17 protein-coding genes are annotated in these 18,493 nt (G+C 46.2%); 8 read left to right on the top strand and 9 right to left on the bottom strand.

From position 1 onward, the window contains the following. Positions 1 to 142: 142 nt before the first annotated feature. A complete protein-coding gene (locus BMW79_RS30120; protein ID WP_089902250.1) occupies positions 143 to 838 on the bottom strand; it encodes a cell division ATP-binding protein FtsE in 696 nt (231 codons plus the stop codon). A 154-nt stretch (positions 839 to 992) separates the two neighbouring features. Here BMW79_RS30120 and BMW79_RS30125 point away from each other — a divergent pair, with 154 nt between their 5' ends. The 3 genes from BMW79_RS30125 to BMW79_RS30135 all read left to right on the top strand — a co-directional run bounded on the left by BMW79_RS30125 (position 993) and on the right by BMW79_RS30135 (position 3,552). Next, a complete protein-coding gene (locus BMW79_RS30125) occupies positions 993 to 1,358 on the top strand; it encodes a BlaI/MecI/CopY family transcriptional regulator (RefSeq protein ID WP_089902253.1) in 366 nt (121 codons plus the stop codon). 3 nt (positions 1,359 to 1,361) lie between these two features. Beyond that, positions 1,362 to 3,014: a M56 family metallopeptidase gene (locus BMW79_RS30130; RefSeq protein WP_089902257.1), complete on the top strand. Its 1,653-nt coding sequence runs from the start codon at positions 1,362 to 1,364 to the stop codon at positions 3,012 to 3,014. A gap of 100 nt (positions 3,015 to 3,114) precedes the next feature. Further along, positions 3,115 to 3,552 (top strand): energy transducer TonB, encoded by a 438-nt coding sequence (locus BMW79_RS30135; protein WP_089902260.1) that lies wholly within the window; start codon positions 3,115 to 3,117, stop codon positions 3,550 to 3,552. A 271-nt stretch (positions 3,553 to 3,823) separates the two neighbouring features. Here the strand turns inward: BMW79_RS30135 and BMW79_RS30140 are convergent, their stop codons facing one another. Further along, positions 3,824 to 4,999: an AIR synthase related protein gene (locus BMW79_RS30140; protein WP_089902263.1), complete on the bottom strand. Its 1,176-nt coding sequence runs from the start codon at positions 4,997 to 4,999 to the stop codon at positions 3,824 to 3,826. A 137-nt stretch (positions 5,000 to 5,136) separates the two neighbouring features. On the opposite strand from BMW79_RS30140, the gene BMW79_RS30145 reads away from it, so the two are divergent. Then, entirely contained in the window at positions 5,137 to 6,075 is a 939-nt protein-coding gene (locus tag BMW79_RS30145) for a bifunctional riboflavin kinase/FAD synthetase (protein WP_089902266.1), read from the top strand. Here BMW79_RS30145 and BMW79_RS30150 read toward each other — a convergent pair. The 3 genes from BMW79_RS30150 to BMW79_RS30160 are packed head-to-tail and all read right to left on the bottom strand — an operon-like array spanning position 6,072 to position 8,350. Further along, positions 6,072 to 6,605, bottom strand: coding sequence for a hypothetical protein (locus tag BMW79_RS30150; RefSeq protein WP_143059302.1), 534 nt, complete (start codon positions 6,603 to 6,605; stop codon positions 6,072 to 6,074). The two genes, BMW79_RS30145 and BMW79_RS30150, sit on opposite strands and share 4 nt — an antisense overlap. A gap of 51 nt (positions 6,606 to 6,656) precedes the next feature. Further along, positions 6,657 to 7,652, bottom strand: a complete 996-nt coding sequence (holA, locus tag BMW79_RS30155; RefSeq protein ID WP_089902273.1) for a DNA polymerase III subunit delta — start codon at positions 7,650 to 7,652, stop codon at positions 6,657 to 6,659. A gap of 5 nt (positions 7,653 to 7,657) precedes the next feature. After that, positions 7,658 to 8,350: a ribonuclease H-like domain-containing protein gene (locus BMW79_RS30160; RefSeq protein ID WP_245752734.1), complete on the bottom strand. Its 693-nt coding sequence runs from the start codon at positions 8,348 to 8,350 to the stop codon at positions 7,658 to 7,660. Positions 8,351 to 8,488: 138 nt separating this feature from the next. On the opposite strand from BMW79_RS30160, the gene BMW79_RS30165 reads away from it, so the two are divergent. Together BMW79_RS30165 and BMW79_RS30170 are read left to right on the top strand one after the other, a co-directional pair. Next, the gene (locus tag BMW79_RS30165) at positions 8,489 to 9,451 is read left to right on the top strand and encodes a hypothetical protein (RefSeq protein WP_089902277.1); all 963 of its coding nucleotides are present in this window, start codon (positions 8,489 to 8,491) and stop codon (positions 9,449 to 9,451) included. 457 nt (positions 9,452 to 9,908) lie between these two features. Continuing rightward, positions 9,909 to 10,304, top strand: coding sequence for a response regulator (locus tag BMW79_RS30170; protein ID WP_089902280.1), 396 nt, complete (start codon positions 9,909 to 9,911; stop codon positions 10,302 to 10,304). 76 nt (positions 10,305 to 10,380) lie between these two features. Here BMW79_RS30170 and BMW79_RS30175 read toward each other — a convergent pair whose 3' ends face one another. Further along, the gene (locus BMW79_RS30175) at positions 10,381 to 12,024 is read right to left on the bottom strand and encodes an ABC-F family ATP-binding cassette domain-containing protein (protein ID WP_089902283.1); all 1,644 of its coding nucleotides are present in this window, start codon (positions 12,022 to 12,024) and stop codon (positions 10,381 to 10,383) included. Between the two features lie 361 nt (positions 12,025 to 12,385). On the opposite strand from BMW79_RS30175, the gene BMW79_RS30180 reads away from it, so the two are divergent. Both BMW79_RS30180 and murI read left to right on the top strand, forming a co-directional pair. Continuing rightward, the gene (locus BMW79_RS30180) at positions 12,386 to 13,048 is read left to right on the top strand and encodes a carbonic anhydrase (RefSeq protein WP_089902287.1); all 663 of its coding nucleotides are present in this window, start codon (positions 12,386 to 12,388) and stop codon (positions 13,046 to 13,048) included. 2 nt (positions 13,049 to 13,050) lie between these two features. Further along, complete coding sequence (gene murI / locus BMW79_RS30185) at positions 13,051 to 13,869, top strand: glutamate racemase (protein ID WP_089902296.1); 819 nt, start codon at positions 13,051 to 13,053, stop codon at positions 13,867 to 13,869. 55 nt (positions 13,870 to 13,924) lie between these two features. Here the strand turns inward: murI and BMW79_RS30190 are convergent, their stop codons facing one another. The 3 genes from BMW79_RS30190 to BMW79_RS30200 form a co-directional block, all read right to left on the bottom strand. After that, complete coding sequence (locus tag BMW79_RS30190; RefSeq protein WP_245752736.1) at positions 13,925 to 15,973, bottom strand: S9 family peptidase; 2,049 nt, start codon at positions 15,971 to 15,973, stop codon at positions 13,925 to 13,927. A gap of 138 nt (positions 15,974 to 16,111) precedes the next feature. After that, positions 16,112 to 17,497, bottom strand: coding sequence for a Gfo/Idh/MocA family protein (locus BMW79_RS30195; protein ID WP_089902302.1), 1,386 nt, complete (start codon positions 17,495 to 17,497; stop codon positions 16,112 to 16,114). Between the two features lie 191 nt (positions 17,498 to 17,688). Next, entirely contained in the window at positions 17,689 to 18,453 is a 765-nt protein-coding gene (locus BMW79_RS30200; protein ID WP_089902305.1) for a succinate dehydrogenase/fumarate reductase iron-sulfur subunit, read from the bottom strand. Positions 18,454 to 18,493: the final 40 nt, after the last annotated feature.

Below are 18,493 nucleotides of genomic sequence, written 5' to 3' on the forward strand. Positions count from 1 at the left end.
AAATAATAAGTAATAATAATGTTTTTTGTCGCTATTTTTCCGGTGCAAAGGTAGTCTAAAAAATAGGAAATACCAATTAACCGGAAATTAATAATAAATGAGGGATAATGTGCATCCGTAACCTTTTCTCTCTCAACAACTCCTAGGAAGAGAAATTCACAGCTGCATTATCCGTTACATGCCCGTTTTCGGTACGGAGTACTCTCGACGGGAATTTCTGTAATACAATATAATCATGTGTGGCCATCACAATGGCAGTTCCTTCCCGGCAGATACGGAATAACAACTGCATAATACCATCAGAGGTTTCCGGATCCAGGTTACCGGTAGGCTCATCCGCCAGGATCAGTTTCGGTGAATTCAGCATAGCCCGTGCAATATCCACACGCTGCTGCTCTCCTCCCGATAACTCATATGGCATCTTAAAACCTTTGGTACCCAATCCCACCTTTTCCAGTACATCACTGATCTTGTTCTCCATTTCCTTTGGATCCTGCCATCCGGTTGCCCGGAGTGCAAACTTCAGATTATCATGCACGTTGCGGTCGGTTAATAACTGAAAATCCTGGAACACCACACCCAGATTCCGGCGAAGATACGGCACTTTTTTCCAATCCATCTTCTTCAGGTCAAATCCAACTACCTGACCCGTCCCATCATTTAAAGGTAAATCCCCATACAGGGTCTTCAACAAACTGGATTTCCCCGTACCGGTTTTACCAATGAGATACACAAATTCACCCTTGTTCACCGTGATATTCACATCAGCTAATATCAATGAGTGCCCCTGGTATATACTGGCGTTTGTTAATTGTATGATAGGTTGTTCAGGCGTCATGTCCTTTCTGTTTTTTACGGTGTGTGCGGACAAAAATAACTAATTAAAAAATAACTCGTTGTGATAATATGTCAAATATTATCTTCATAAACTAAAAAAATAGTTATCAAACTAAGAAACTAGTTATAACTTCCGTTTACAAACAGACCAGAAAATGAAACAACTCACCAAAGCGGAAGAACAAATCATGCAGGCCCTGTGGGAAACAGGTCCCGCCTTTGTTAAAGATATCATTGAAGTAATGCCGGAGCCCAAACCCCATTACAACACCGTATCAACCCTCGTAAAAATACTCATCGAAAAAGGCTTCGTCGATTTTAAAGCCTACGGCAAATCACACCAGTACTTTGCCCTCGTTACCAAAGACGCCTATAGCCATAAAACGGTAAACAATATTGTAAAAGGCTATTTCGACGGTTCCTTCAGTAATATGGTATCGTTCTTTGTAAAAGAAAAAGAACTGAGTATCTCCGATCTCGAAAAACTGGTACAGAAAATCAAAGCATCACAAAAACCATAACCCATGACAGTACTGCTCACCTATCTCTGTAAAGTGATCCTCTGTTCTGCGGTGCTGTATAGTTATTATTACATCGCCCTGCGCAACAACCGCTTTCATCAGTGGAACCGTTACTACCTGCTGCTGATTACGATGGTATCGTTGCTTACGCCCCTGCTGCATATACCGCTGCCTGGCCAGGACCATGAATCCTCCCGCGTACTTTCCTACACCGCCCGCATGATCAATATCCGGGAAACCGTGATCACAGCTAATCCGGGCCTTAGTTCCGGCGTCATCCTGAATGCGCTGTACATCTCCATCATCGGGTTGTTTATCACCCGGATCGGTATCAGCCTGTTTAAAATCCGGCAGCTGATCCGCCGCAGCCAGGTGCAGGAAATTCCACCTTACCGGTTTGTGAAAAATGAAGCTATCAAAGCCCCTTTCTCCTTCTTCCGCTACATTTTCTGGGACCATCATACCTCCCTGAATAGCCCCGAAGGACAACAGATCTTCAAACACGAACTGGTACATCTCCAGGAAAAACACAGTGCCGATAAGCTGTTCATGGAGCTGGTAACGGCCTGCTGCTGGATCAACCCCTTCTTTCATCTTATCAAAAGAGAACTGGCACTGGTACATGAATTCATGGCCGATAAAAAAGCCGCCGGAGAAGAAATAGCGGGCTACGCCCAGACGATCCTTCAGATGGCCTTTCAAAGCAAACAATTCAGCATTACCAATGATTTTTTTCATCCGCCTATAAAAAGAAGAATCCTTATGCTCACACAATTCCATACCCCCAGGTTCAGTTACCTGCGACGCATACTGGTGCTGCCGCTGGCCGCATTCATTTTTTGCTCCCTTGCTTTTGTGGCAGATAAGCGCCCATCCGCCATGCGGGCGCTTACCGCCATAGCTCCGTCCTCCATTGAATCGGCCACCACTGCTGTAATGGACACTACTCCTGTAAAGAATAAAGCAAAAGGGGAAGTCTTCACCTTTGTTGACCAGCCCCCTCAGTTCCAGGGAGGCGAAGAAGCCCTGATGAAATACCTGAGCAAAAGTATCCGCTATCCCAAAGCTGCGGTAGAGAAAAACATCACCGGCACCGTATACGTACAGTTTATCGTAGACCAGGACGGGGATGTTCAGGATGTGCACACCGTCGGAAAAAATCTCGGCTTCGGTTTGAATGAAGAAGCAGTGCGCGTTGTAAAAGCAATGCCGCAATGGGTGCCCGGCATGCAGAATAAACGCAAAGTATCCGTACAGTTCAACCTTCCCATCCGCTTCGAGCTTGATGGTAAGCCAGCCGCCGGCAAAACGGTAACCTTTGCCGCTCCGGACAACAATGAAATATTCACCTTCGTAGAACAGCCGCCGAAATTCCCCGGCGGAGAAGAAGCGCTGATGAAGTACCTGTCACGCAACATACATTACCCGGAAGCCGCGCAAAAAGCAAAAACCGATGGCACCGTATTCGTACAATTTGTAGTAAAATCAGATGGCTCCATTACGGATGCCAAAACGGTAGGACCTAAGAAAGGCAACGGACTGGAAGAAGAAGCCATCCAGGTAATCAAAAAAATGCCCAAATGGCAACCTGGTGTGCAGAATAACCGGCCGGTAAGTGTGCAGTTTAACATGCCGATCAAATTTGCCTTGAATTAACACAACGATATACCATCAATCACCACAGGGTTCCGGTAAAACCGGAACCCTTTTTTATGGATTTTTCGGAGCGGGGCATCTGAATAAGAAATGCTGCTTTATGTTTTATTTTTTGCTTCTTGCACTTGGTATCCCATTGTCAGATACGGCGGTAAAGCCAGTAACAGCGATAACTCCGGAGGAACTGATTGTTTGTCCTGTTGAAGAGATGCCTACCTTTCCCGGAGGCGAAACAGCACTTAAAACATACCTCGAAAAAAATATCGTCTATCCTGCTGCTGCGTTAAAAGCAAAGGTGAGCGGTACTGTCTTTATACAATTCATTGTAGACAAAACAGGATTAATCGGAGAAGCGCATCCTGTTGGCAGTTTCAAAGGCTATGGCATGGAGGCAGAGGCGTTACGGGTAATATGTATGATGCCAAAGTGGAAACCGGGGAAGCAGGGAGGTATGGTGGTGAGTACGTTTTTAAACTTACCCATCCGTTTTACCATACCTCCACCGGAGAAACAGCCAATAAAAAAGCGATCCCTGTAAACAGATACAGACCTATTTTCAGACACGGGAGTAACCCCATATCATTTTTATTGCCATCGCCAGGTAGCGCTTAGCCCCAGTTAAGCCCTATCTAAAATATAGTTCAGCGCCAGGTAACCCATAACTATAAAATAGCTGTTATCTATAGGTTGCGACCAGTTAACCTGGGTGATATAGTGCAAGTAATGATTACCCTGCCCTACACAGGATTACCCTAAATAAAAAAGCAGCCCCGTAAAACGAGACTGCTTCCCTTTCAATATTATTATGATTAATACACAAAAGTACCTGCCGGCGCTATCACCGTCACTTTCTTCTCTTCTGCTGCTTCTACGCGGCCAATAATCTGTGCATCGATATTAAAGCTCTTTGAAATACTGATGATATCAGCTGCTATGGCTTCCGGAACATACAGTTCCATTCTGTGCCCCATATTGAATACCTGGTACATTTCTTTCCAGGGAGTGCCAGACTGCTCCTGGATAAGGCTGAACAGCGGTGGCACCGGGAACAGGTTGTCTTTGATCACATGCAGCTTCTCAATAAAATGCAGCACCTTGGTTTGCGCACCGCCGCTGCAATGCACCATACCATGGATCTGCGGACGGAACTGCTCCAGCACTTTTTTGATCACCGGGGCATAGGTACGGGTGGGAGATAACACCAGTTTACCTGCATCTACCGCACCAAAGCCAGGAATATCTATTTTATCTGTCAGCGATTTTTTACCGCTGAATACGAGTTCGCAAGGAATGTTGGGGTCAAAGCTCTCAGGGAATTTCTCTGCAATGTCTTTGCTGAATACATCGTGACGCGCGCTGGTAAGGCCATTGCTGCCCATACCGCCATTGTACTCAGATTCGTAGGTGGCCTGTCCGTAAGAAGCCAGTCCTACCACCACATCGCCTGCCTGGATGCGATCATTGGAGATCACATCTTCCTTTTTCATACGGCAGGTAACGGTAGAATCCACGATGATGGTGCGAACCAGGTCGCCCACATCCGCTGTTTCACCACCGGTAGAATAGATGCTGATACCGTGACTGCGCAGTTCTGCGAGAATTTCTTCTGTACCGTTAATGATGGCTGCAATCACTTCCCCGGGCAATAATTGTTTATTACGGCCAATGGTGGAAGAAAGCAAAATATTATCTGTAGCGCCTACACAAAGCAGGTCGTCCATGTTCATGATGATGGCATCCTGGGCAATGCCTCTCCAAACGCCCAGATCGCCGGTTTCTTTCCAGTAAATGTAAGCCAGGGAAGATTTGGTACCGGCACCATCTGCGTGCATGATATTGCAATAAGCGTCATCTCCGCCTAAGATATCGGGTACAATTTTGCAGAATGCTTTCGGGAAAAGCCCCTTGTCAATATTCTTAATGGCATTATGCACATCTTCCTTGCCTGCTGAAACACCACGTTTGGCGTAAATATTATTATCCACCGGGAAATAAATAAATATGTAAATAAAAAATAAACTGAATAAAGATGTTCTCCAGGCTGCAAAAGTAACAGATTCCGTGCAGAATGCCCGCCGAATGTGTTAGATTTGCACGGCGATTTTGATAGTTATTGATTTATATGCAGGTTCACAGGGACTTAGACCACTTACCGGAATTCCGTAATGCTATTATCACGATAGGCACTTTCGACGGAGTACATGCAGGACACCGCTTCATTATTGAGCAGTTGGAACAGGCTGCCAATGCCTGCGGGGGCGAAACCGTGATCATCACCTTTGACCCGCATCCAAGGGAAGTATTACTTCCTTCTCCCAATAACATCCGGCTGCTGACTACCCTCCCTGAAAAGATTGCATTGCTGGAACGTGCCGGTATCGATCATCTCGTGGTGGTTCCATTTACCAAAGCGTTTTCTGAAATGCCTGCCCGCAGCTACCTGGAAGATTTCCTGGTGGCCCGTTTCAAACCACATACCATCATTATCGGCTACGATCACCGTTTTGGTCATAACCGCGAAGGCGGCCTGGAATTACTGGAAGCAGAGCAGCAGCAATATGGCTTTACCCTCATCGAAATTCCGCAGCAGGTAGTACATGATCTCACGGTAAGTTCTACCAAGATCCGTAAAAGTCTCCAGGAAGGCGGCGTACGGCTGGCCAACGAATTACTGGGTTACACCTATTTCTTAACCGGCACTGTGGTACATGGCGATAAAATGGGCCGTCAGCTGGGCTACCCTACCGCCAATCTGCACCTGGCAGACGAACGAAAGCTGATTCCTGCAGAAGGTATCTATGCCGTACGGGCGCAATTAAACGGTCGCGCAGAATGGATCCCCGCTGTGATGAGCATCGGCTTCCGCCCTACATTCAATGGCACCGACCTGCGACTGGAAGTACACATCTTTGATTTCAATGAAGATATTTACGGACAGGAACTCACGGTGCATTTTGTAGAATATATCCGTTCCAATCTGAAGTTTGATAATATTGACGCACTGATTGTGCAGATGGATAAGGATTCGGCGCAGGCGAAGGGGATATTGGCGAAGGTTTAAAACTCCTCTCCCAACAGTTCAATAGCGCCTTTATCTTTTTTAGGATACCTCATCCAACGGATACCGCGCCAGAGGAAAAAAGCAGCGGCCATAGTAAAGAAAACCAGTATCATTGCCTGGTTTGCCGGCATTTTGAAACTGATGCCAAATCTTCCATGTCTAAAGGTCAGGATATTCAGCAACACTACTGCGGCGCAAATGGCGCTGATCAGAAAACAGCCGATACCCCATAATACCCTGAATACCATCTTCCCCCTGATAGCTGCTTCGTCATCCTTTTTTTTAGTTGTTTTCAGTAACCGGTATGCTGCCCGGAAGAAAAATACGACTACCGCAATCATCAACAACACCGCCATTAATACACCGATCCCCCTGCCTATCTTCTCCGGAATACCGGGAGCAGAAGCGTTCCCAAAAGAATTGACAGTCATTAAAAGTGCAAAGAGTGTAATATACAGCGACAGCCCGCCTGCAATGATACAGATCAATGCGAGTAAAACACGAAGCATGCGGGACTTTGGGCGGAACATAGGTGTTTACTTTAATTAGCTATTGGGAAAAAGACCATGCAAGTATATCAATTAATTCATCACCTTGTACATCAGCTCCTTCATCAGTTCACCGTCTTCTACGCCGCTATCGTTAATGCCTATACTCCGCAGATTATAGTGATGCAGCAACAGGATAGCTTTCTCCGTTCCGTCTGGTCCGTACTGACGTGCAGCATTCATATAATCCTTTACAAAGAACGGATGTACCCCGAGTGCAGCGGCCACTTCCTTCTCTCCTCCTTTCACGCTGAAGATCAGGTTTACCTTTGCGAAGAAGTTATAAAGGGCCGGGAGGGTCATTTGTATGGGCGCAGCCTTGGGATTGGCCGCAAAGTAGGTGATGATGCGATATACCTTGGCGGAATTCTTTTGTCCCAGTGCATTCTGGAGTTCAAATACATTGTACTCCTTGCTGATGCCTACATACTTTTCAATATCTCCTTCATCGATCTTTTTCTGGGCAGGCAGGTTTACCAGCAGTTTATCAATTTCATTGGCAATACGGGACAGGTCATTGCCGATATGGTCTACCAGGAGGATAGCTGCTTTCTGGGAAATGGCCAGACTGCGACTGCTCACATAGCTTTCTACCCATGCAGGTAATTGATTATCATATAATTTCTTGGTAGACAGGAGAACGCCTTTTTCTTTAATGAGCTTCGCCATTTTACTCCTGCCATCAATTTTGCCCTGTTTGTGCGCCACCACAAAGATGGTGGAAGTGAGCGGGTTATCTATGTACGTTTCCAGCTTCAGCAGGTCACGCATGGCCTGAGCTTCTTTCAGCAGCACCACCTGGCGCTCCGCAAACATCGGGTAGCGGCGGCATGCGTTGATGACAGTGCTCCAGTCGGTATCTTTCCCGTATAATACCGTGAGATTGAAACCTCTTTCTGATTCGGGCAACAGTTCATGCTCAGCATAACTGGTTACCTGGTCAATAAAAAAGTCTTCCTCCCCTTCCAGCCAGTATAATGATTTGAATTTCTGTTGTTTCCAATCCCTGATGATATCCTGGTACTCCATTACTACTATTGTTTTACGATAACTATATCTTCCTGTTTCAATGCCGGTAAACGTTTGAACTTCAGCAGCAGCTGGGCTACGGCGAGTACATCCTTCTGGCAGTAAGTGGCAATGCGCTCCAGGTCTTTCTGCTCCCAGTACACCTTTCCCACCATACTGCCGTCGATATCGTCTTTAGGCGTTTCTATGCCCATTACGGCGGTGAGCAGTTTCAGGGAGATATAATGTTTAAAATCTCCGAAACGCCACAGTTGCAGGGTATCGAGCATGGGAACTTCCCAGGGCTTGAATCCATGCAGCTGTAAAGGCTGTGGCAAAGATAACAGATGGATAACAGACCTCCTGCAAATAAAAGGAATATCAAATTCTTTGATGTTATGCCCGGCAAACTGAAAGCGGGGATGCTTCGCATAAAACTTATTAATTAATTCTAAAAATCCCGAAAGCACAACTGCTTCATCGTCATTATAAAACGATTTCAGCCGTAACTGATACCGGTTATTTTCCAGGCTGAAGAAGCCCACTGAAATACATACAATTTTACCGAATTCAGCGTAGATGCCAGCCCTGTCAGCGTATGCCGAATCATCGTTTCCGGAAACTGGCGCAGTTTTTGCAATTTTCTCCCGCCAGAGCTGTTGCATCTCTTCCGATAACTGCTCTATGGCAGGAGCAGCGGGGGTTGTCTCAATGTCCAACAACAGTAATTGATCTAAAGCAATATTTGGAAGCACAATTAAAAAACAGTTTTATAGCTATTATAAAATAGGAATATTATAAGTACTTTTGAATAACAATTTTTAACCATATAACAATTAAACATAAAACTCACAACTATGACGGAGAACACTTTTAACACGCCTGCGCCGGGGTCGCCCGGACCAGAAAAACCACGTAGCCGCAATGGTCTAATTTACGGTATTTTAATTGCAGCATTAGCTGGTACCTGGATATATATGTTATACGACAAGAACAAATCCACTGAGATTACCCAACAGCAAAAAGTCCAGATAGATTCAATCTCTACGTCACGCGATGCTTTACAGCAGGAATACAATGCCGCCAATGCCCGCCTCGATGACCTGGTTTCCCAAAACACGCGGATGGACAGCCTGGTAAAAACAAAAGATAAAGAAATACAGGATATGAAAGCCAGGATCTCCAGTATCCTGACCAACAAAAATGCTACGCAGGCACAACTGGCGGAAGCACGTCGTTTGATTGAGCAGCTGAAATCCAATATCGAAGGCTATAACGAAACAATCGAACGCCTGGAAGGTGAGAAGATTGTACTTGCCGGTGAAAGAGATTATGCCCGTAAAGAACGCGACTCTGTTTCTACGGTGAAAGACAGCCTGAATAAAAAAGTAGACCTCGGTTCCGTATTACATGCTTCTAATATCAAACTGCAACCGATCCGTGTTAAAAACAATGGTAAGGAAGTAGAAACCAGCAAAGCAAAACGCGCTGATATGATGCGTGTCACTTTCGACCTGGATGATAACCGCATCGCTCCTACCGGTGACAAAGAAATCTTTGTAGCCATTTCCGCTCCGGATGGTGCGCCACTGGCTGTGGAAGCACTGGGTTCCGGTCGCTTTACCCTGGAAGATGGTACAGAAAAATTATATACTGCCAAGAAAACAGTAGCTTATACTACCGGTCAGAAACAAACCGTAAGCATGGACTGGAAACAGAATTCTGATTTCAAGCCAGGCGACTATGCGGTAGAAATCTACCATAACGGTTTCAAAATCGGACAAGGTAAAGTAACGCTGAGAAAAGGCGGACTGTTCTAAACAAACAGCACTCAACTTATTAAAATGGCCAGGGCGAAGATCCATTCTTCTCCCTGGCCATTTTCCTTTACAGGGAGGTGAAAATCGCTGCCTGTGCTCGTTTTGCTAATGTTTTTTTCACTCCCCTGATTTGTTAATGATTAGTTATTGACAAAAAGATATATATAAAAATAAAATTAAATTAACGTTCTTTGCTGCACGATTAAAGATAGCCGGAGGCCACTGTGTTCCCAGACCAATGCTTGAGAAGAAGAATGTGACAGGCATGCTATAGATGCCCAAATTAGCCCGTGTTTACCATGAAGGACATATGATTTCAGCAGCTTCCCGTTCACTGAAACAGATGACCGCATGCGCACAAAAACGGAGCCGGACCACGCAGTTCCTTCTTGAACATCGTCTTTGCGCACCTCCCATTATTAAAGGATAAGATAAGAAGCCCAATTAAAACCGAAGCATGGAAGACATGAATAAAATAGTGTACGTTGTAGACGATGATGAAATATTTCATTTCATTATCAAAAAAATGTTGGGGCAGCAAAGCGATCACCTGGTGGTTACCTCTTTTCTTTGTGCAGAAGAGGCCCTGGAACAGCTTTCCAGCACCCCGCAGCCTACCTTACCCTCTCTTATCATTCTTGATATGAATATGCAACGTATGAATGGATGGGATTTTATTGAAGCATACAGGGGCCTGAAAACCTCTTTGAAAAACACGATTCCCATCATTATGTGCTCTTCGTCTGTAGACGTACGGGATATGCAAAAAGTACAGCATACTCCTGAGCTGATGGCCTACATCACCAAACCGCTCGACAAGAACAAGTTAAAGGTAATAGAAGAGTATCTCTAAGCTATAAAAACACCATTAAAAAAGAAGGGAATGATCAGCTGATCATTCCCTTCAATTATTTATAGCCAGGTAGCTTTTATGCTAATACGGCACTGCCATACATTTCTTCACGTAATGCTTTTACACGGTCATCTGCCAGGTATTCGTCGAACGTCATCAGGCGATCGATGATTCCTTTTGGCGTCAGTTCTATAATACGGTTAGCTACTGACTGCATGAAGGTATGGTCATGGGTAGTGAACAACACCACGCCCTTATAGTTGATCATACTTTCATTGAATGACTGGATAGACTCCAGATCCAGGTGGTTGGTAGGCTCATCGAGCACCAGCACGTTCGGATCCTGCAGCATCATGCGGCTGGTCATACAACGTACTTTTTCTCCTCCACTCAGTACAGAAGTTTTCTTCATGATTTCATCTCCGCCAAATAACATCTTACCGAGGAAACCACGCAGGAACGGCTCATCCACATCCGTTACATGTGGTGGAACGTACTGACGTAACCAATCCATCAGGTTCAGGTCTTTATTGGTAAAGAAGTCGTGGTTATCATTTGGCAGATAAGCGCTGGTAACGGTAGTACCCCATTCGAACTTACCGCCGTCTGCCTGCACATTACCGTTAATTACTTCAAAGAAAGTAGTAAGTGCCAGGTGATCTTTAGACAGGAAAGCGATCTTATCTCCTTTGCTGACAGAGAAGGTAACATCTGTAAACAGCTTGCGGCCGTCTACCAGCTTCTCCAGTTTCTCTACGTTCAGGATCTGGTTACCCACTTCACGCTGTTGCTTGAAGATGATACCCGGATACTTACGGTTAGAAGGCTGGATATCTTCCACCACCAGTTTCTCCAGTGCTTTCTTACGGGAAGTAGCCTGTTTACTTTTGGAAGCGTTGGCACTGAATCGGGCGATAAAGTCCAGCAGGTCTTTACGCTTATCTTCCATTTTCTTGTTCTTATCGGAGATCTGGCGGGCCATCAACTGGGATGATTCATACCAGAAGGTATAGTTACCGCTGAAGATCTGGATCTTGGCGCGGTCCACATCTGCCACATGCGTACATACGGCATCCAGGAAGTGACGGTCATGCGATACAACGATCACGATATTCTGGTAGTCGGCCAGGAAGTTTTCCAACCAGCCGATGGTTTCTACGTCAAGGTCATTCGTGGGCTCATCCAGCAGCAGGATATCCGGATTACCAAACAGTGCCTGTGCCAACAGCACCCGCACTTTCAAGCTACCGGCGATATCTTTCATCAGGGTACCATGCATTTCTTCTCTAACACCCAGATCGCTCAGCAGTACGCCGGCATCACTTTCTGCCGTGTAACCACCCATCTCTCCATACTCTGCTTCCAGTTCACCCGCACGCATACCGTCTTCTTCGGTAAAGTCTTCCTTGGCATAAATAGTGTCCCTTTCGTTCGCTATTTCCCAAAGTTTCTTATTACCCATCAGTACGGCATTCAGTACTGTAACCTCATCAAATCCAAAGTGGTTCTGCGTGAGCACACTCATGCGCTCGCCTGGAGTGATTTCCACAGTACCTTTATTCGGTTCTATTTCACCGGACAATATCTTCAGAAAAGTAGACTTTCCTGCTCCATTGGCCCCAATCACACCATAACAGTTCCCTTTTGTGAAATTGAGGTTTACTTCGTCAAACAATACTCTCTTACCAAAAGAGAGCGTTACGTTTTTAACACTGATCATGCTGGCTATGTAAATTTTGAAGCTGCAAAGGTACTGATTTTATGCGGGGTTTCCAAGAATATGCCGGCATTCACATAGGCCGAAAACGATATGAATAAATATCTTTATAATATGATTTTATATATCTACTGTGAATTCATTTTCACTGCGGTTTAACAAGGACGACGCCGGTACCGGCGCAGGGATCATCCACCGGAAAAGTTGCCAGGTAGTATGATCCGCCCAATACGAATTTACGCCCCCAAACGGAAAAAACAGGATTATCCAAGACTTAACATTCCGGCAACACCTTCATCATGAAAGGGTTGTCTGTATGTATCTGTTCTATGCGTATCTTTAGCGCACAAAAAACGGATATCGCATGACAGCTTACAACCAGATATTTGAAAACAACAAACGTTGGGTAGCTACCAAAAAGGCCACTGATGCAGAGTTTTTCGAAAAGATGGCCGACACACAGAAACCTGATTACCTGTACATCGGTTGTAGCGACAGCCGTGTACCCACCAATGAAATCATGGGACTTGAAGCCGGAGAAGTATTTGTGCACCGCAACATCGCCAATCTTGTACCCAACACTGATCTCAATGTAATGGGCGTGATCAATTACGCTGTGGTACACCTGGAAGTAAAACATATCATCGTTTGCGGCCACTATAACTGCGGAGGCGTGAAAGCCGCCATGCAGGCCAAAGACCTCGGTATCCTCAACCCATGGCTGCGGAATATCCGGGACGTATACCGCCTGCACATGGATGAACTCAACGCTATAGAGAATGAGCATGATCGCTATAACCGCCTGGTGGAACTCAACACACAGGAGCAGTGTATCAATGTGATCAAAACCGCCGCCGTACAGAAATCTTATGTAGGAAAAGGATATCCTACCGTACATGGCTGGGTTTATGACCTGAAAAATGGTATGCTGAAAGATCTGCAGATAGATTTTGAAGGCGTATTACATGAAATTCAGAAGATTTATGATTTAACAGGTTCCGGCCTGATGAAAAACGATACAGAATAATCATGGGTCCCATTGGCGTGTTCGACTCCGGCTACGGCGGATTAACCGTACTCAAGGAAATAGTAGCAGAACTCCCTTCGTACGATTACGTTTACCTGGGCGATAACGCCCGCGCACCGTATGGTAACCGCGGCTTTGATACTATCCATGAGTTTACACTGGAATGTGTGCAAAAATTATTCGACATGGGCTGCCCGCTGGTGATACTCGCCTGCAATACCGCCTCTGCCAAAGCTTTGCGCACCATCCAGCAGAAAGACCTGCCCCGCATTGCACCGGATAACCGCGTGCTGGGTGTGATCCGGCCTACCTCTGAAATCGTTGGCACCCTCACCGAAACCGGCGAAATCGGCATACTGGCCACCAACGGCACCATTTCATCTGAATCGTATCCGCTGGAAATTCATAAATTTTTTCCGGAAGTAAAAGTACATCAGCTGGCCTGCCCCATGTGGGTGCCCCTGATTGAAAATAACGAACACGAAAGCGATGGCGCGGACTACTTCGTAAAAGAATACCTGGATCAGATATTGTCTGAATCGTCCAACATCGATACCCTCGTACTTGGTTGTACCCACTATCCACTGCTGCTGAAAAAGATCAAACAATATTTACCCGGCGGCATCACCGTGATTTCACAGGGAAAAATTGTGGCGCACAGCCTGAAGGATTACCTGAAACGCCATCCTGAGATGGAAAGCAGGCTCACAAAGGAACAGCAACGCAGTTTTTATACAACAGATGATCCGGGCATCTTTGATAAAATGGCCGCCATCTTTTACGGAAAGGCAGTCAGTTCTAAAAAGATGTTCACAAAATAAAAAGAAGAAAGGCCGGAGATATCTCCGGCCTTTCTTCTTTTTATGAATACTAAAACTACTTCCCTTCCAGCTTTAGCAGAAACGCATATTCCAGTGCAATTTCCTTCAAGGCGCTGAACCTTCCGGAGGCACCTCCATGGCCGGTTTCCATATCCGTATGCAACAGCAGCAGGTGATGATCTGTTTTCAACTCCCGCAACTTGGCCACCCATTTGGCAGGCTCCCAGTATTGTACCTGGGAATCATGCAAGCCGGTAGTGACCAGCATATTCGGATACGCTTTCGCCGTTACATTATCGTATGGAGAATAGGATTTCATGTAATCATAGGAGTCTTTGTTTTTGGGATTGCCCCACTCATCAAATTCACCGGTAGTGAGTGGAATACTTTCATCCAGCATGGTGGTCACCACATCTACAAAAGGCACCTGTGCTACGATTCCGTTAAACAGGTCGGGCGCCATATTCGCCACGGCACCCATCAGCAAACCACCGGCACTGCCGCCCATAGCGTAAAGATGCGCCGTATCTGTATAATGCTGTTGTATCAGGAAATTGGCACACGCAATGAAATCGGTAAAGGTGTTTTTCTTCTTAAACATCTTACCATCTTCATACCACTGACGCCCCATTTCCTGGCCACCACGGATATGCGCAATCGCAAATGCAAAACCACGATCCAGTAAACTGATCCGCGCAGAACTGAACGTAGCATCCATACTATTGCCGTAGGAACCATATCCATACAGTAACAGGGGCGCTTTACCATTCTTCTCAAACGTTTTCTTATACACGATGGACACCGGAATTTTTGTACCATCTGTTGCAGTAGCAAACAATCTCTCCGTGGTATAGTCCTTCGGATCAAAGCCACCCAATACTTCCTGCTGACGTTTCAATTCACTCACCCCTGTTTCCATGTTGTAATCGTACACAGAATTAGGTGTGATCATCGATGTATAATTATACCGCAATTCCTTGCTATCCATTTCCGGATTGCTGCCCACGGAAGCAGTATAAGCCGCTTCTGAAAACGGCAGGTATTTTTCCGTGTGCGTCTTATCGTTGATGATACGGATCTGTGTGAGGCCGCCCTTTCTTTCTTCCAGAACGGTAAAGTCTTTGAACAGCTCCACGCCTTCCAGCAATACTTCCGGGCGATTAGGAATCAGTTCTTTCCAGTTTTGCCGCGAAGTTTTATCCAGGGCGGATTCCATCAACCGGAAATTAAGCGCATCCCAGTTGGTGGTGATATAAAATTTATCTTCCCGGTGATCAACACTGTATAGCATATCCTTTTCACGGGGCTGAAAAACGCGGAATGCCTCATTGGGCTTATCTGCATCCAGTATCCTGCTTTCGGACGACAATGTGCTTTCGCTGTTGATTACGATATACTTACCGGATTTTGTTTTTGATACATCCACATCGAATGTTTCATCCGCTTCATGGTACACTTCTTTATCGGCTGTTACACCGAGGGAATGCCGCATGATGCGATCGGCACGAAGCGTTACCGTATCCTTCCGGGAATAGAACAAGGTTTTATTGTCGTTGGCCCAGGTGCTGCCGGCGGTAGTTTCATGAATTTCATCGCTCAGCAGTTCGTTTGTTTCCAGGTTTTTGATACGGATCACATAACGCCGACGGCTCACCGTATCTATGCCGAAGGCCAGCAGTTTGGCATCGGGGCTTACACTCAGACCGGCTACCTGGCAATAGGCATGGCCTGCCGCCAGTTCGTTCACGTTGAGGATCACCTGTTCTGTGGCTTCCAGGCTACCCTTCCTGCGGCAATAAACAGGATATTCCTTTCCTTCTTCAAAACGGGTATAATAGTAGTATCCATTTTTGAGATAGGGAACGCTCATGTCTGTTTCCTTGATCCGTGATTTCATCTCATCAAAGAGTTTCTCGCGGAGTTTTTTTTCGGGAGACAGGATAGTGTCGAGGTAAGCATTTTCTGCGTTCAGCCAGGACAATACTTTCGGATCTTCCCGGTTGTTCATCCAGTAGTAATTATCGATCCTTGTGTCGCCGTGTATACTGAGTTCTTTAGCTATCTTTTCCGCCACCGGCGGTTTTATATCCACCTGATCATTCATAGTATTTTTCTTTTCGTTACAAGACAAAAGCACCGTTCCCAAAAGCAACCAACAATTACCCTGGAAGTTTTTAAACATAGGAGATAGATTTAAATAGTACGGTTTTTACATTAAAGCACTACAAATTACGAATTCTCCTTACACTATTTTCATATTCACCGGATCCCAGTTGATGAGTTTTTTGCTGAAATAGCTTTCATTGGTAACCAGGGCGGGGCCGGCTGCGCGAAGACCAAATACGGCATCTTCCACCACGGGCTTTCCGGTGCGCATGGATTCAAAGAAGTTGGTGAAATGTTCCAGGCGATCGTCGTATCCTTTTGGCGCGGCATAGGCGCTGGATGTTTCGATCGCATTTCTTTTATCCGCAGGATATTTGGCGTTGTAATTCTTCACATACAGGTCCTTTTGTTCTTTTGTGAAGGTATTGTAAGTATCCCAGCCGCCGTAACCGGGAGCTTCCGGCAGTTTATGCTTTTTAATTTTGAAATCGTTCCAACCCAATTCCAGTACGCCTTCCGTACCAATGAGACGGGTATATTCACCACCGCCGCCGCCATCAGCAAAATTCACGCGGAGGGTCATCTGGAAAGCAGGATGCTCTTTGGTTTCCGGGTAGTCAAAAATAGCGACTACCACATCGGGTACATCGCGGCCATCTTTCCACTGCACCAGGTTGCCGCTGGCATAAATGGAGGTAGGCCCCAGGGAACCGGTAATAAAGTGCAGCCCGGAGATGAGGTGTACAAACAGATCGCCGGGGATACCGGTACCATAGGCGCGGTAATTGCGCCAGCGGAAGAAGCGCACCGGATCGAAAGGCATTTTGGCGGTGTCTTTCAGGAAAGTATCAAAATCCACGGTAGCGGGGGAAGCATCGGGAGGAATGGAATACTGCCAGGCGCCGAGGGCACTGTGACGGTCCATCCGGGCCTCTACTACATTCAGCTGACCAATTTCACCGGCCTGGTAACGCTTACGCGCCTCCGCGAGTGCCACGCTGCTCACGCGCTGGCTACCCACCTGGAATACCGCCTTGGTGCGCTTTTGTGCCTCAATTACCCGGTGTCCTTCTTCTATCTGCTGCACCATCGGTTTCTCGCAGTACACCGCTTTACCGGCTTCCATGGCTGCAATAGCAATGGTATCGTGCCAGTGGTCGGGCGTAGCTACAATGATGGCGTCAATATCCTTACGTTTTAATAATTCGCGGTAATCGCGGGTGGTAAACACGTGCGAACCATATACTTCCTTCACTTTAGCCAGGTGGCCGGTGTAGAGGTCGGCGGCGCCCACCAGTTCTACGCCGGGTACTTTAATGGCGGTGTCTACATCGCCAAATCCCATGATCCCCATACCTACGCAGGCAATGCGGATTTTATCGTTCGGGGTTACTCTTTTTTCGGGTTGTAATATTTCTACATGCTCAGTTTCAGAAGCGGTAACGGCTAAGCTGCCTACGCCGAGAAGGGCAGCAGTACCGCCCAGGTATTTGATAAATTTTCTACGTGATTGATCTGACATTGTGTTCGCTGTTTAAGGGTGGCGTGGAAAAAACACATGATAGTAAAAAAAATTAGAAAGATAAAGTCGGCGGGATGAGTGGGAGATTTTCGCTATTTCCTGCAAACGAAAAAAGAAAGGGAGATAAGAATGGATACTCCATTCCTATCTCCCTATATAAATTGTGCGCTATCAGCGCAATGAGTCTGATGTTATTTCTCAGAAGAAAAACCTGCGCCAATAAACTCGCGGTTGAGGCGGGCGATATTGGTGAGGGAAATTTCTTTCGGGCATTCTGCTTCGCAGGCGCCGGTGTTGGTACAGCTACCAAAACCTTCCTTATCCATCTGTGCCACCATGTTGAGGGCGCGGGATTGTTTTTCAGGATGGCCCTGTGGCAGCAATGCCAGCTGGGAAACTTTAGCAGATACGAACAGCATGGCAGAAGAGTTCTTACAGGCTGCTACGCAGGCGCCGCAACCGATACACGCAGCCGCAGCAAAAGCCAGGTCTGCATTGGTTTTATCTACCGGTAAACAGTTTGCATCCTGTGCATTACCTGTGTTCACGGAAATATAACCACCTGCTTCAATGATGCGGTCGAAAGCAGATCTGTCTACTGTCAGATCTTTTACTACCGGAAATGCACCGGCTCTCCACGGTTCTACAGTAATGGTATCGCCATCCTTGAAAGCGCGCATGTGCAGCTGACAGGTGGTAGTACCATCCCATGGACCGTGTGCGCGGCCATTGATATGCATAGAACACATACCGCAGATACCTTCGCGGCAGTCGTGGTCAAAAGCTACTGGTTCCTTGCCATCGTTGATCAGTTCTTCATTCACCACATCAAACATTTCCAGGAAAGACATTTCCGAAGAAATATTTTTAGCCTGTAAAGTTTCAAATCTACCCTGATCGTTTTTGTTTTTCTGCCTCCACACTTTTAATGTGAGGTTCATGTTATAATGTTCCATATACCTTGGACAATTATTTGATTTATAATCCTGGCCGGCC

This window comes from Chitinophaga arvensicola (assembly GCF_900110835.1).
GTDB classification, from domain to species: domain Bacteria; phylum Bacteroidota; class Bacteroidia; order Chitinophagales; family Chitinophagaceae; genus Chitinophaga; species Chitinophaga arvensicola.

Coding starts and splice junctions, on each gene's coding strand:
- BMW79_RS30120 (WP_089902250.1), bottom strand. CDS start 838: ATGACGCCTGAACAACCTATCATACAATTAACAAACGCCAGTATATAC.
- BMW79_RS30125 (WP_089902253.1), top strand. CDS start 993: ATGAAACAACTCACCAAAGCGGAAGAACAAATCATGCAGGCCCTGTGG.
- BMW79_RS30130 (WP_089902257.1), top strand. CDS start 1,362: ATGACAGTACTGCTCACCTATCTCTGTAAAGTGATCCTCTGTTCTGCG.
- BMW79_RS30135 (WP_089902260.1), top strand. CDS start 3,115: ATGTTTTATTTTTTGCTTCTTGCACTTGGTATCCCATTGTCAGATACG.
- BMW79_RS30145 (WP_089902266.1), top strand. CDS start 5,137: ATGCAGGTTCACAGGGACTTAGACCACTTACCGGAATTCCGTAATGCT.
- BMW79_RS30150 (WP_143059302.1), bottom strand. CDS start 6,605: ATGTTCCGCCCAAAGTCCCGCATGCTTCGTGTTTTACTCGCATTGATC.
- holA (WP_089902273.1), bottom strand. CDS start 7,652: ATGGAGTACCAGGATATCATCAGGGATTGGAAACAACAGAAATTCAAA.
- BMW79_RS30165 (WP_089902277.1), top strand. CDS start 8,489: ATGACGGAGAACACTTTTAACACGCCTGCGCCGGGGTCGCCCGGACCA.
- BMW79_RS30170 (WP_089902280.1), top strand. CDS start 9,909: ATGGAAGACATGAATAAAATAGTGTACGTTGTAGACGATGATGAAATA.
- BMW79_RS30175 (WP_089902283.1), bottom strand. CDS start 12,024: ATGATCAGTGTTAAAAACGTAACGCTCTCTTTTGGTAAGAGAGTATTG.
- BMW79_RS30180 (WP_089902287.1), top strand. CDS start 12,386: ATGACAGCTTACAACCAGATATTTGAAAACAACAAACGTTGGGTAGCT.
- murI (WP_089902296.1), top strand. CDS start 13,051: ATGGGTCCCATTGGCGTGTTCGACTCCGGCTACGGCGGATTAACCGTA.
- BMW79_RS30190 (WP_245752736.1), bottom strand. CDS start 15,973: ATGAATGATCAGGTGGATATAAAACCGCCGGTGGCGGAAAAGATAGCT.
- BMW79_RS30195 (WP_089902302.1), bottom strand. CDS start 17,497: ATGTCAGATCAATCACGTAGAAAATTTATCAAATACCTGGGCGGTACT.
- BMW79_RS30200 (WP_089902305.1), bottom strand. CDS start 18,453: ATGGAACATTATAACATGAACCTCACATTAAAAGTGTGGAGGCAGAAA.